This window comes from Inquilinus sp. KBS0705, assembly GCA_005938025.2.
In the GTDB taxonomy this organism is placed as follows: domain Bacteria; phylum Bacteroidota; class Bacteroidia; order Sphingobacteriales; family Sphingobacteriaceae; genus Mucilaginibacter.
The window spans coordinates 221,982-235,634 of record VCCI02000004.1 but is presented as its reverse complement, the minus strand read 5'-3'; the positions used below and the strand labels follow the sequence as shown (position 1 = coordinate 235,634).

Genomic DNA, 13,653 nt, shown 5'->3' with positions numbered 1-13,653 from the left:
TTTTGTTAACCGGTTATTTACTGATGAGGTATGCCTTATCTAACACCTTATAACGGGTAGCGCTATTAATAAAGGCGGGCAAAATGTTTTCGTGCGGGTAGTTTTCAAAGGCCTTTACTACCGTAAAAGCAGCATGCTTTTGTACCAACATATCCATTGATGCCTGGTTAACAAAAAACAGCGCCCCTGTCGGGGTGTGGGTGCTTGCAAAGCCCTCTGCAGGTACAAATGCTACCGGCCTGTTACAATAAAACTGGAACACATTATTTGATAACCTTATCGTGTAAACGGGCGTGTTTGCAGTGGTGTTTTGGTTAATGTATTCTGCCGCGCTTATTTCGCCATTGTAGTGGGCCACCGTTTTAAAAAACACGGTGCTTAAATAAAAATTAGCAAATAATACGGCGCAGCAGGTAAACATAAACAGGCGTAGCCGGGCTTGTTTTACCTTTATGTATAGCAATATTACCATACTGCCAAACAATACTGTATCAACCACCAATAACAGGCTACCGGCCGGTTTGGATAATATATACAAGGCAATAATGGCCAGCGGCAACAAAATAGCATAGGCCAGTAAGCTAATTTGCCGTAGTACATGCCCCCTGGCCGATAGCGCTGCATAACAAAGCGGGGCAGTGACAATAGCAAATAGTGGGTATAAAATATTAGGGTAAAACGGCAGCTGGAACTTAGACAGCGAGAACAAGGCCAGCAACAGCAAACCACCGCTTAAAGTATAATATTCGGGCAGCTTTACCTTTTGCCAAATGCTTTTTAATTTATAAAATACGGCCAGGTAAAACAGCAGGCACCAGGGTGCAAAGGCCCATAGCATGGTATGTAAAAAAAAGAAAACGCTGCCCGGCGCATGTTTTATAGGGCCGGTGTTGGCAAAACGCCCAAACTGGCTATCCCACAAAAACCAACGTATGCCCGATACATTATGCCTGTCGAAAACCAGCTTTTCGGGGTGCATATCAAACTGTATGTACAGCGCGTAAAATTCCGGCAGGGTAAAAATAAAGGTGAGTAAATACAGCAGCCACCATTTTGCCTTAAAAAGCTGTAAAAATTGCCCCTCAAAAATAAGCTGACCAAGTAGGCTACCATAAATTGCCGCTATAACAAATATGCCCTTGGTCATGATGGCGCAGGCGGTAAGCAGCGCCGCCAACACCATGTGCTTTACCGAAAACCGGGCGTGCAGGCGCGCAATATGATATATACTGCCAATAATAAAGGCCATTAAATAAGGTTCGGCACGCACATCAACGTTCGATAGAATGATGTGCTGCGTGGTCATTACTATTAAAACAGCCGTTAGGGCGATCTCTTTAGTATAAAACCTGCGGGTAAAAAGGTAAACATAAACGCAGCTCAGTAAAAAAAACAACAAAGCCGGCAGGCGGTAGGCCCACACACTTATACCAAATAGCTTAAAGCTTACATAAGCGGCCCAAAACGGAAAGTGGGGTTTGTCCAGCCAGTCTTGCCCATAGGTAAATAGTTGCAAAACATCACGCCTGTAAACCATGTTTTTGGCAAGCGATGCATAAAGGCCCGGGTCGTCGGCAAAAAAGCCGTTATTAATGCCAATAACATTTACCACCAGCGCCAAAATAAGCAATAGCAGGTAGTACGGTTTGTAATTAATGGCCATGGTGTATACTAAGGTGCGGCTGTTTATTAAAGCAAATATAGGCTTATTGCAATTAAAATAGTTTGGAGCGGGCCTGCTTAAAAAGTACGGATAATAAAAACCCTCCGGCTTAAAAAACCGGAGGGCCAAAAACTCACAACAATTGTTTAACCTTTCGGTCAATTCCTAACTGCAATGTGATTTTCAAATACAATAACAGGCTGATTGAAAGAAGGTTTTAGGCGCCACAAAAAATTGACTGCAATTTTTTTACAACTCATGAGTTTAATTGAGGTAATATGCGGGGCATATTTGTCCACAACTAAAAATCGGTATATATTTATGCCATTAAACCAATTAAAAACTAAAATGAAAAACTCAATTTTATTTAAATCGGCGATGTTATTTGCCTTCGCTATTCTGTTTACCACTATCGCATCGGCACAAGCCAAAAAGGTAGAAAGCCCGCGCGATAGTATCAGCACAACTATCAATGGCGCCAAGATCAGTATTAACTATGGCAGCCCATCGGTTAAAGGCCGCAAAATATACGGCGAACTGGTGCCTTTTGGCCAGGTTTGGCGCACAGGTGCAAACGAGGCTACTGTATTTACCACCAGCAAAGATATTATGGTACAAGGTAAAAAACTACCTGCCGGCACTTACGGCTTCTTTGCCATACCAACCGCAACCACCTGGACTATCATTTTTAACAAAGTGGCCAAGCAATGGGGTGCCTTTAAATACGACGCCAGCCAGGATGCTTTACGCGTAACTGTAAAGCCTGTAGCCGCACCTATGAGCGAGCACCTGGTGTATAAAACAAGCGCAAAAGGTTTCTCGTTAAACTGGGATAAACTGTCTGTACCGGTATCGGTAAAATAAGTTGCCAATATAAATTTAAAAAGGCCTCGCGTTTATCGCGGGGCTTTTTTGTGCGCTGTAATTATTTAAAGGTTAAGGTTTGCTTATGGGTTATCATGTATATATTTACAGCGCATGTTTAAACGTTTATGTAACAATATATGGGCGGTAAAGGCGGCTGTAATAGCCCTGCTTGCATTGGCCATTTTTATGTTGATGCTTTTTGCAGATCACCCCCTCGCGGTCGAGCGGTATTACTCGCAGGGCTTGTACCCTGTTATATGCCGGCTGTTGCATCCGGTGCTCAATATATTCCCCTTTAGTGTTGGCGATGTTGTATACTTGCTGGTTATTGCCTATTTGATATATGCCACTATAAAACTGTTAAAGTTGCTTTTTAAAAAGCGGTTTACAGAAGCCGGTATGTTGAGCATAAAGCTTATTATAGGGCTGCAGGCGGCAATAATTGCTTTTTATGTTTTTTGGGGGATGAATTACTTCAGGCCTTCGGCTGCCGAGCGGTTACACTTGCCAGATACCACCTACACTACCGCCGAACTGCAACGTGTTACCCAAATACTTATAGATAGTGCCAATATCACCCGGTCGCGCGTTACCCATGCCGACCTTGCCCAACCCAACGATACCATTTACCATCGGGCAGTAAGGGCGGTGTTGAGTCTTTCGGGCCGCTCGGGCGATTACAAAACGTATAGCCCGGGTATAAAGCCGTCGCTGCTTACCCCGCTGCTTAACTACATCAGTACATCGGGCTACTACAACCCGTTCACAACCGAAGCACAGCTTAATTACCAAATGCCGGTTTTTAACCGCCCCTTTGTGGCCTGCCACGAAATGTCGCACCAAATGGGTTACGGCCCCGAGGACGAAGCTAACTTTGCAGGGTATATAGCCGCCACATCAGCTAAAGACAGGCTGCTACGGTACTCGGCCTATTACCTGGCCGTAGAGGAGTTTATGTTTAGTGTGCGCATGGCCGATACGGTAAGCTTTCATCAGCTAAAGGCTAAAATTTCGCCGGCTGTATTGGCCGACTTTAAAACCGAGCGCTTGTATTGGCAATCGTACCAAAGCCGGATAGAAGTGGTGACCAGTATTTTTTACGACAAGTTTTTAAAGGCCAATAACCAGCCCGAAGGACTGGAAACTTACAACCGGATGGTGTCATTAATTATGGCGATGTATAGGAAAAACGAATAATTTTTATTATATTGGTTAACCTACCACCAACAAAATAAACGAAAATTTTATAGCAGCACCCGCAAAAAAGTGGAATAATTTATAGCGGAAGAAAGAATAGAGGAAGCCTGTTTTTTAGCAAAAAAATGCGTTCCGTATCTCACCCCGGAACGCACTACAACATCATCTCTCAAATGATATTGATCAACTAAACCTCAAGTAACATGCAGTATACTTAAGCTCTTTATAATGATAACCCTAGCGGCTAACTATGTCAAATTTGGATGGTATATAGTGCATAATTGCAAAAAACATACCCAAACCTTTGGATGGTTATTAAAGTGTCAAATATACACAATGAATAACCTGTTTAATAATTTATTGTCAATATGACGTTTAAAATACCTAAAATATTACAATCGGATTAAAATAAAATACACTTTTATAAAAAATATCCCAAAAAAGCTGTTTCTGTTTTGATAAAAAGCCATTTTAATGCAAATCAGGGTACATTTAAGCTCAAAATTTAAAAAAGCGTTAAAGTTGGCGCTTATATATAATATGATTGCATATCAAAGTTTATCAACCTGTTATTATTGGTAATAAGACTATTAAAATACAATCGGATTACAGCGTTTAATAAAAAGGTATACTGAATGCTTTTAGCTACGGCCTGCACTATTATTCGTACAAATTGATAGTTTAAACTTGCTGTATATCAATTATTTGAGGGGTTAAGGATTTTGATTATGGATGCATGTGCAAATAATTATTAAATTGGGATGAATTATTAATAATCAAGTCTATATCATGAAAAAGCTGTTTTATATTTGGGTAATGATGCTTCCGTTGTTTGTATGGGCACAAAAGTATACCCCGGCCGAAATAAGCAGATATAAACAACAGGCCAAAGCCGTTACCATTATACGCGACGATTACGGCGTACCGCATATTTATGCTAAAACCGATGCAGCTGTGGTATTTGGCCTGATGTATACCCAATGCGAAGACAATTTTAAGGGTATTGAAAAAAACTACCTGTACCAGCTTGGCCGCCAAAGCGAGGCCACCGGCGAAGCCGCCTTATACGAAGATGTACAGCTGCAATTAATAGCCGATAGTGCCGATGCCATAAAAGATTACAACCAAAGCTCGCCATATTTTAAAAAGCTGATGAATGCCTTTGCCGATGGTATAAACTATTACTTATACCAGCATCCCGAGGTTAAACCATTGGTTTTTAAACGGTTTAAGCCCTGGTTTGCCCTTATGTTTACCGATGGCAGCGTTGCAGCTACCGAAACAGGCAACATCACACCCGATCAGACCAAGGCATTTTACAATGGCGGGAGCGAGAAATTAGGTAGTATACATCAATCGGCACCTGTGATTGATAATATGCAGGAACGTGAAATTGGTTCAAATGGCTTTGCCATTGCACCATCAAAATCTGCAACGGGGCATGCAATGCTGTATATCAATCCGCATGTTCCCTTTTATTTCCGCAGCGAAGTAGGCTTAAATAGCGATGAGGGCCTGCATGCCTATGGGGCGGTTACCTGGGGCCAGTTTTTTATTTACCAGGGCTTTAACGCGAATTGCGGCTGGATGCATACCAGCAGCTATGCCGATGTAGGCGACCTGTACGCCGAAAAAATAGTTAAAAAGGACGGCAGCTGGTTTTACGAATATGACGGCCAACTAAAACCGGTTACTACCCGTAAGCTGGTAATGAAAGTTAACCAGAATGGGAAATTAACAGAACAAAACATTACCGGCTATTATACACAACATGGCCCGGTAATAGCCGCGCAAGGCGGTAAATGGCTGGCGCTTAAGCATAACAACCGCTCGTACAAAGCTTTGCTGGAGTCGTGGTTAATCACCAAGGCCAATAGCTTTGATGAATACAAAAAGGCGATGAATTTATTATCAAACACCAGTAATAACACGGTTTATGCTGACGATAAAGGCAACATCGCTTTTTGGAACGGTAACTTTATGCCTAAACGAGATGTAAAATACAATTGGGCGCTTCCTGTTGATGGTACAACATCTGCCACAGAATGGAAAGGCGTGCATTCGCTTGACGAGATAGTGCATGTATACAACCCTGCAACCGGGTGGATACAAAACTGTAATTCAACCCCATTCACATCTTCAGGATCGGCCAGCCCCGATAAGGATAGTTATCCGGCCTATATGGCACCCGACGGCGAAAATTATAGAGGTATAAACGCCATAAACCTGCTAAAAAACGCTAAAAACTTAACGCTTGACGAGTTGATAGCCAAAGGCTATGATAAATATCTGAGCATTTTTAACGACCTGCTGCCACCGCTTATTAATGCCTATACCAATGCGCCCGATAGCCTGCGGCAACAACTGGCACAGCCCGTTGCCTTATTGGAAAGTTGGGACAAGCATTCGGCAGCAAACTCGGTAGCAACAACCCTGGCGGTAGAGTGGGGTACATTAATGCTTCGTACAGTACCTGCGCCACGTAAGCCGCAGGAAGCCAGCTACCAAGTAAAACGTGTACGCGAAATGCTGGAAGATATGCCCGATAAGGCTACGCTGTTGTTTCTTAAACAGGCTGTTGATGGCTTAACTAAGCGCTATGGCACATGGCAGGTGCAATGGGGCGATATTAACCGCTACCAACGCCCGGCCGATGGGCAAACCTTTGATGATAAAGCACCAAGTTTGCCTGTAGGGTCTACCTCATCGTTATTTGGGCAATTGCCATCATATCAAAGCCGTGTGATGCCGGGTACGCAAAAGCGCTATGGCTTCTCGGGGAATAGCTTTATAGCGGCTGTTGAGTTTGGGCCGAAGGTAATTGCCAAAACAATTGTTACCGGCGGCAGCTCTTTTAATGCAGCATCCAAGCACTTTACCGACCAGGCACAGGGATATATAGATGGCAAGTTTAAAGATGTACTATTTTATAAAGCAGATGTATTAAAACACGCCGAAAAAACTTATCATCCATAAATTTATTGCAGCTAATTATTATAAATTAGTGCACCTGTTAATCTTATTGATTTGAAGAAACTTTACTTCCTGCTTTTAATGGTTGGCCTAACTATTAATGTTAAAGCTCAAACGGCTTTATTCGGCCAAATCGATACCGCCGACCTAAAAATGACTGCTTGCGATTTTGAAAAAGAAGCAAATGCAATGGTGCTGTTTAATGTAGCTACCGTCAAGTATAATAATCGGTTTGATATTGTAATGGAGCGGCATAAAAGGGTAAAGATATTCAACGATAAAAGCCTGGAACTTGCCAACGTAAAACTTACCTTTTTAAAGGGTTATGAAGATATTAAAGATGTAGAGGCAGAAACCATCAACTTAAACGGTAACAAAATTGAACGTACGGTTATAGATAAAAAACTGATGTACTCTCAAAAGGTAGATAAGGATACACGGGCTATTATTTTTGCTTTCCCAAACGTAAAGTCAGGTTCTGTTATCGAGGTTAAATATACCTGGAAAACATCGGTGCCTTATAATTACCCTAACTGGGTGTTTCAGGATATGATACCAACCCGGTATAGCGCATTTAACGGCGCTTTCATATATAACTATCACTTTAATATTATTAGAAAGCTAACTCAGCATCCTGTTATTGACACCACTTATAAAGCAGGCGATATATATCATAAATGGGTTTTAACCAAAATACCAGGGTTCAGATTAGAGGCATATATGAACTCTATTGAAGATAACTTGCAAAGTGTATATTTCAGGCCAAATACCTCATATTTTTCATGGACAGGCGTGGCTCTCCGGATGTTGGCTGATGAAGATTATGGCAAACAATTGGATTTGCCACTTGACAATGAGGCTCAATTAATTAATGATGCAAACGAATTAAGCACGAAAGATGAGAAAATAGCCTTTTTGTTCAATACTATTAAAAACACTATAAAGTGGAACAACATCGATCAATGGTATAGTAACGAGGGCCTTAAAAAAGTATGGCAAAAGAAAACCGGTAACTCCACCGAAATAAACCTGCTGCTATATCATTTTTTAAAACGCGCTGATGTAAAGCCTACTTTACTTGCTTTAGGCACCCGCGATAACGGCGAACTTGAAACTGATAACCCAAGTTTTGGACGAATTAACAAAAGTGTAGTGCGGGTAGCTATTGATTCGCTCAATTTTTATATACTGGATGCGTCAGGTAAATATAACACCTACTCGGATACACCTTATGAACTATTAGGCCTAAATATGTTACCAATAGAAGATGGTTACATGAGTTCGGGTTTGCTTAAATTTAAAACAGGGGTAGCATCTAAGGAGTTTGTTTTAATAAATGGCGACATTAAGCCAGATGGTAAGTTAGAGGGGGATGTGCAATTAAGCAGCTCTAATTATAAGCGAATTTCAAAGCTGGTTACATATGATAAACTTGGTGAGAAAAAGTACCTTGACGAGACGATTAAAGAGAACAATAATAACCTGGATATAAGCGCCTATAAAATGATGAATATGGAGGTTGACACCCTGCCATTGCGCGAAGATTTTAAATTTAAACTGGAATTAACAGGCTCGGATGAGAATTATATTTTTTTAAGTAGCAATTTGTTTACAGGCTTAAGTGTAAATCCTTTTTTAAGCGAAAAACGTTTGTCAGATATCGACTTTATTTTCCCTAATATATATTCTATAAACGCCAGGTATAAAGTGCCGGCAGGTTATAAGGTTGATGTGCTGCCAAAATCGCTTAATGTGGTTATGGGCGATAACAGCATTTCGTTTAAGCGGGTAATTGGCGAAATGGAAGGAGCGGTAGTTATGCATTATATTATAGATTTTAAAAAAACCAAGTACACAAGGGACGAATACCCCGAACTGCGCGCATTTTATAAAAAGATGTACGAAATGCTTAACGAACAAATAGTTTTAAAGAAAGGATAAGGCTGATAATTAGGATGTTGAAAAAAATAACATAAAAGCCTATATTTGCTTTACCCCAACATAATGAAAAAGTATTTTTTACTCCTGCTGTTCTTTTGCCTTCGCTTAGCCGCTAACGCGCAAAATATATCGTTTTTTGATCTTACCAACTTAACTAACCTTAGCGATGGAGAGGCGCACAACTACCTTACCCTTGGTGGCAATTTTAAGCAACTATACATACAGGAAATAGACGGCAACAAAATTGAACATTTTAAAACGCTAAACCCTAAGGTGGCCGAGCAAACGGTTACGGTAGGCAAAAACATTAAGTTGGCCAACGGCACCATACTGCGCACAGTAAGCTATACCACACGCGACCCGCAACATGTGGTAAATATGATAGGCCAGGCACGCCGTAGCCGGTTAATAATGAAATTCCAGGGGATGGATGCCACTAACAACATCTACGTTTTTGATAACGAATTTTACCACGTATCTATGTACATCAGCACTACCGAAAACACTGCATCAGTAGAGGTAAAACAAAAAGAATTTGTAGGGTATTAAGTGCCAAAACGCTGTTAAAGCATTATCCCTTAAATAAAGACATCGATTGTATATACCGCCTCGTCAAAATTCTGAATTTAACGAGGCGGATATAATTATTTCCCTATTAGTTTTGCATCAAACACGCTTTTGTCAATAACCGGGTTAGTAACCAAATTATGGTAGCTTTCGGTTTGCAGCAGCTTGTCATTAATATAAAACTTGCAATTGGTTTCGCTCCAGCCATTATTTAGCTTTTGCTGGTCCTCAAAAGTCACCTCTTCTTTAAGGTCCTTGTCGTATTTAAAGTAACGCACAGGCACCAGCATATCTTTATCTATCCAAAGCTGGGTAAGTTTATCACCATCGGCATCGGCTCCTAAAACGTATACAGCCTTGCCTTTCCAGGTAGTTTCATGAAACTTGGCCAGGTCTATGTGCAGATCGGCAAAATGACTGATCACTTGCTCGTAAGGCTTAAAATAAATGCCGCCTAAAAAAAAGATCAATTCATTCTCGCCCTTAGTGGCCTGCAGTACCTTATGGTTGCGAAATACAAACAACGAATCGCCCTTGTAAATTGCACCATTACCTAATGTTTCGTCTCCGAAATCTATCCGCAGTAAATCGGGATAAATAATGCGCTCGTGCCAGGTTTCGGTGCGTATAAGGCTATCGTTACGGTAACGACCCGTAGTTTGGTTAAACGCCAATGATGTATGCCACTTACCATGATAGCGGTTATACATCTTTTTTACCACTTCTGTCGAGGTGAGCCCTTTTGGTGGCGAAAAGCTAAATAACACAAGCAGGGCAAAAGGAAATATTTTCATTGTCGGGGTGTTTATCAGGCGGTTAATTCTTCATATGCTGCGGTTAAGCCACGCTCAATACCATCCCCCTGCCACTCGGTTACGCCGGGGATAGCTTTTGTACCCAATATTTCCTCTTTGGTTTTGCCGGCCTTTATGCTGCTTTCAACAAAGGCTACCAGGTTTTCCATAAAGTTTTGCATCAGCTTTACATCGGCCATATTACCGGTAACTTTTACAGGGTCGTAGGCATGGCCAAAAACAAACAGGGTATCTTTATTAAACTGTTTCTGCGCGCTTTCTAAAGCTACTATCCAATGCCTGCATGATGCGCCTGCACTACGGTCAATATAAGGGTAGCGGCGGTTAAATACCTGGTCGCCGCAATGCACAATATTGGCATTTTCAAAATGGATAAAGCTATCGCCGTTAGTATGGCCAGGGCCAAAATAATGGGCAGATATATGCTCGTCGCCCACCTTGATTTTCCATTTATCGGTGTAGGTGGTATCGGGGTAAAGCTGCTTATCTTCTGATTTTTGCGCCGCCGCCGATGCCTTTTGGTTGGTTAACGAGTTGGCATGTGCTGCAACTTTTTTGGCAACCCCTTTAAACGATATATTCCCGGCAGTATGGTCGCCGTGGTGGTGGGTATTTATCAGCCACTCAAAAGGCTTGTCCGATTGCTTTTTTAGTTCTGCTATTAAGTGCGCGGCCGGGTCAGGGAATTCGGCATCAACACAAACAATACCTTCTTTATTTACCAGCCAGGCTATTGTGCCGCCTTGTTCGGTAAAAATACCTACGTTGTTACGTAGCGGGGTTAATTTATAGTCGGGCATGCTAAGCATACTTGCAAAGCTTTTATTGCTTAACAGGGCCAACGAGCCCGCGGCTATAGCGGTATTGGTTAAAAATTTTCTGCGTTCCATAATTTGTATATTAATTGATGTTGGATGATCATTGGTGAAGTTAAAATACTATCAATACTGATGAAATGCCTGCGTAACAAACTCCAGCACTACCGGCAACGATGTGCGCCAGTAGGTCCAGTTATGGGCACCATCGCGCACGCGGTATTCATGCGGTATTTCTTTTTTACGCATCAGGTTATGCACCAAGCCGTTGCCTTCGTATAAAAAGTCGTCATCACCCACATCCATAAACCAGCGCACGGCTTTCTTTTGCGCATCGGGCATGGCATTTATTAAAGGTAATACGCTGTACTTATTATAATAGTTGGTTATGGTACTATCTGCCAGGCCGGGGTTATTTTTGTTTATGGCAGTACGGGCATCATCAAGCGTTAAAAAGCCTGTTGCCGCACTCAATGGGCATGCAGACGAGAACAATTCCGGGTGATGCAGCGCGTATATAAAACTGCCGCCGCCGCCCATAGAAAGCCCTGCCACCGCGCGGAAACGCTTTTCGCTTTTTACACGGTATTTCTTTTCAACATAAGGCAGTAACTCCGTAAAAAAGAAATCTTCGTAGTTCCAGTTGCCTTTTATATCGTTGTAATAACCACGGGTGCCTGTATTGGCATCGGGCATAACAATTATCATAGGGGTTGCAGTGCCATCTTTAATGGCCTTGTCGGTTATATTTAACACCTCGCCAAACTGCACCCAGCCGGTTTGGTCGTCGCCGGCGCCATGTAACAGGTACAGTATCGGGTAACTGCGGCCCGATGTTTCATAATCGGGCGGCAGGTAAATAGCAAACTTGCGTTCGCTTTTTAAAATTTTACTGTTTAGCGTTAAATTATCGTATACCTTACCGGTTTGCGCAAGCATAACAACGGGGCATAGCAGCAGCAATACAATTACTAATTTTTTCATGAAAGGGTTTATTTGGTTAAGTGCAATTGGGGTTTATTGCATAGCAGGATAAATTTAAGAATAAAAAACGAAATGCCTTTCAGCTTTTTTTAAGCAGACGGATAAATTATTTATGCATCTGTTTAACTTTACCAAATACATGGGCGCTACACCTCAAATTTACCGCATCAAATGGCTTTACCTGTTTATAGGTGTAGCTGTGCTGCTCAATTTTACAGCCCTGTTCATCCCAATTATAGGCCCCGACGGTGCTTTGTATGCTACCATTGCCAAAACCATGGTGCTTCGCAACGACTATGTGCAACTATTTGTACACCAAACCGACTGGCTGGATAAACCGCATTTCCCGTTTTGGATGTCGGCAATATCGTTTAAGGTGTTTGGTATTACAACATGGGCTTATAAGCTGCCCGGTATTTTATTTATGCTGATGGGTGCTGCCTATACCTATTTGCTTGCCAAAAAATTGTATACCAAAGAAATCGCTTTATGGGCGGTATTGATATTGCTTACCGCGCAGCACATCATCTTATCTAACAACGATGTACGCGCCGAACCGTATTTAACAGGCCTCATTATCGCATCGGTATATTATTATTATAATGCCTATATCCGTAATAATTTGATGCAATTGGTATTAGGCAGCTTGTTTGCCGCCTGCGCTATCATGACAAAGGGAATGTTTGCATTAGTGCCTATTGGCGGTGCCATAGTAGGGCACCTGGCCATTACCAAGCAATGGAAGACACTTTTTAACCTGAGCTGGCTATTGGCAGCAATACTCATAGGTATATTTATACTACCCGAAATTTATTGCCTGTACCAACAGTTTGATGCACACCCCGAAAAGGTGGTATTTGGGCAAAAAGCGGTATCGGGTATCAAATTCTTTTTTTGGGACAGCCAGTTTGGGCGGTTTTTTAATACCGGCCCCATTAAAGGCAATGGCGATCCGTTTTTTTTTATACATACTACGTTGTGGGCCTTTTTGCCATGGTCCTTACTGTTGTTTGCGGCTGTTTACCAATTTATAAGAACAGGCATCCGCAATGTAAATAGCCGCGAGTGGTTGTGCATAAGCGGCGGACTGCTTACTTTTTTGCTGTTTTCGGCCTCAAAGTTTCAGTTACCGCATTATTTGAATATCGTGTTCCCGTTTTTTGCCATTATAACCGCGCAATATCTATACGGCTTACAATCCGTAAAGAACATCAGGATAATAAGGTGGATGCAATTGATAATAGCCGGCTTGTTAATAATTATTATAGCAGTACTGCAATACTACTTTAGGGCAGACGAGTTTACCTGGCATGTGGGGCTTACACTGGCTATATGGCTGGCCCTGTTGTTTATTATACCTGGCAATTTTGCTGATACAGATTTCCGCCAAACGGCATTCCGCACGGCGATCGTAGCCGTAATTGTTAACCTGTACCTTAACCTGGCCTTTTATCCGTCGCTGCTTAAATACCAGGCCGGAAGCGAGGCCGCCGTATATATAAACAGGCATAACCCTGCCAGACTACCCGTAGTACAAAGTCAGGATGATAACCCATACCCCATGGAGTTTTATTTAAACACCCCGCTAACCATGCTTAATGCAGACGGAACAGGCCCCTTGCCCGCCACGCCCTTTATATTTTACGGCCCGAAGGATGCTGTGTCGGCTGTTGCCAAAGGCCGCCCTGTTGAACACCTTGCGCAGTTTGAACGGTATTGGATATCGCGGCTTAGTGTCGATTTTTTAAACAAGGCTACGCGCGCCAAACAAGTAACTATTATGCAGGTAGTTATAATTAAATAATTGGATATTTTTTAGGTTTAGCTGTAG

At 42.1% G+C, this 13,653-nt stretch carries 10 protein-coding genes; 6 read left to right on the top strand and 4 right to left on the bottom strand.

Going from position 1 to position 13,653, the window contains the following annotated elements; all coding sequences use genetic code 11:
- Positions 1–13 precede the first annotated feature (13 nt).
- Positions 14–1,663, bottom strand: a complete 1,650-nt coding sequence (locus FFF34_017735; GenBank protein TSD63432.1) for a hypothetical protein — start codon at positions 1,661–1,663, stop codon at positions 14–16.
- Between the two features lie 348 nt (positions 1,664–2,011).
- On the opposite strand from FFF34_017735, the gene FFF34_017730 reads away from it, so the two are divergent.
- From FFF34_017730 to FFF34_017710, 5 genes are all read left to right on the top strand, one after another.
- Positions 2,012–2,527: a DUF2911 domain-containing protein gene (locus FFF34_017730; protein TSD63431.1), complete on the top strand. Its 516-nt coding sequence runs from the start codon at positions 2,012–2,014 to the stop codon at positions 2,525–2,527.
- A gap of 114 nt (positions 2,528–2,641) precedes the next feature.
- Positions 2,642–3,727, top strand: coding sequence for a DUF3810 family protein (locus FFF34_017725; GenBank protein ID TSD63430.1), 1,086 nt, complete (start codon positions 2,642–2,644; stop codon positions 3,725–3,727).
- Positions 3,728–4,516: 789 nt separating this feature from the next.
- Positions 4,517–6,703 carry an acylase gene (locus tag FFF34_017720; GenBank protein TSD63429.1) on the top strand — a complete coding sequence of 729 codons (2,187 nt, stop codon included), beginning with the start codon at positions 4,517–4,519 and terminating at the stop codon, positions 6,701–6,703.
- 51 nt (positions 6,704–6,754) lie between these two features.
- Positions 6,755–8,641 (top strand): DUF3857 domain-containing protein, encoded by a 1,887-nt coding sequence (locus FFF34_017715; protein ID TSD63428.1) that lies wholly within the window; start codon positions 6,755–6,757, stop codon positions 8,639–8,641.
- 63 nt (positions 8,642–8,704) lie between these two features.
- On the top strand, positions 8,705–9,190 hold the full coding sequence (locus FFF34_017710) for a hypothetical protein (GenBank protein ID TSD63427.1): 486 nt from the start codon (positions 8,705–8,707) through the stop codon (positions 9,188–9,190).
- A 95-nt stretch (positions 9,191–9,285) separates the two neighbouring features.
- Here FFF34_017710 and FFF34_017705 read toward each other — a convergent pair whose 3' ends face one another.
- Genes FFF34_017705 through FFF34_017695 form a run of 3 tightly spaced genes read right to left on the bottom strand, consistent with a single transcriptional unit; the run spans position 9,286 to position 11,822 of the window.
- Positions 9,286–10,002 (bottom strand): hypothetical protein, encoded by a 717-nt coding sequence (locus FFF34_017705; protein ID TSD63426.1) that lies wholly within the window; start codon positions 10,000–10,002, stop codon positions 9,286–9,288.
- Positions 10,003–10,016: 14 nt separating this feature from the next.
- Complete coding sequence (locus FFF34_017700; GenBank protein ID TSD63425.1) at positions 10,017–10,913, bottom strand: MBL fold metallo-hydrolase; 897 nt, start codon at positions 10,911–10,913, stop codon at positions 10,017–10,019.
- A gap of 51 nt (positions 10,914–10,964) precedes the next feature.
- A complete protein-coding gene (locus FFF34_017695; protein TSD63424.1) occupies positions 10,965–11,822 on the bottom strand; it encodes an esterase family protein in 858 nt (285 codons plus the stop codon).
- Between the two features lie 139 nt (positions 11,823–11,961).
- Between FFF34_017695 and FFF34_017690 the strand changes: the two genes are divergently transcribed.
- On the top strand, positions 11,962–13,626 hold the full coding sequence (locus tag FFF34_017690) for a glycosyl transferase (protein ID TSD63530.1): 1,665 nt from the start codon (positions 11,962–11,964) through the stop codon (positions 13,624–13,626).
- Positions 13,627–13,653: the final 27 nt, after the last annotated feature.

Coding starts and splice junctions, on each gene's coding strand:
- FFF34_017735 (TSD63432.1), bottom strand. CDS start 1,663: ATGGCCATTAATTACAAACCGTACTACCTGCTATTGCTTATTTTGGCG.
- FFF34_017700 (TSD63425.1), bottom strand. CDS start 10,913: ATGGAACGCAGAAAATTTTTAACCAATACCGCTATAGCCGCGGGCTCG.
- FFF34_017720 (TSD63429.1), top strand. CDS start 4,517: ATGAAAAAGCTGTTTTATATTTGGGTAATGATGCTTCCGTTGTTTGTA.
- FFF34_017705 (TSD63426.1), bottom strand. CDS start 10,002: ATGAAAATATTTCCTTTTGCCCTGCTTGTGTTATTTAGCTTTTCGCCA.
- FFF34_017690 (TSD63530.1), top strand. CDS start 11,962: ATGGGCGCTACACCTCAAATTTACCGCATCAAATGGCTTTACCTGTTT.
- FFF34_017725 (TSD63430.1), top strand. CDS start 2,642: ATGTTTAAACGTTTATGTAACAATATATGGGCGGTAAAGGCGGCTGTA.
- FFF34_017695 (TSD63424.1), bottom strand. CDS start 11,822: ATGAAAAAATTAGTAATTGTATTGCTGCTGCTATGCCCCGTTGTTATG.
- FFF34_017710 (TSD63427.1), top strand. CDS start 8,705: ATGAAAAAGTATTTTTTACTCCTGCTGTTCTTTTGCCTTCGCTTAGCC.
- FFF34_017730 (TSD63431.1), top strand. CDS start 2,012: ATGAAAAACTCAATTTTATTTAAATCGGCGATGTTATTTGCCTTCGCT.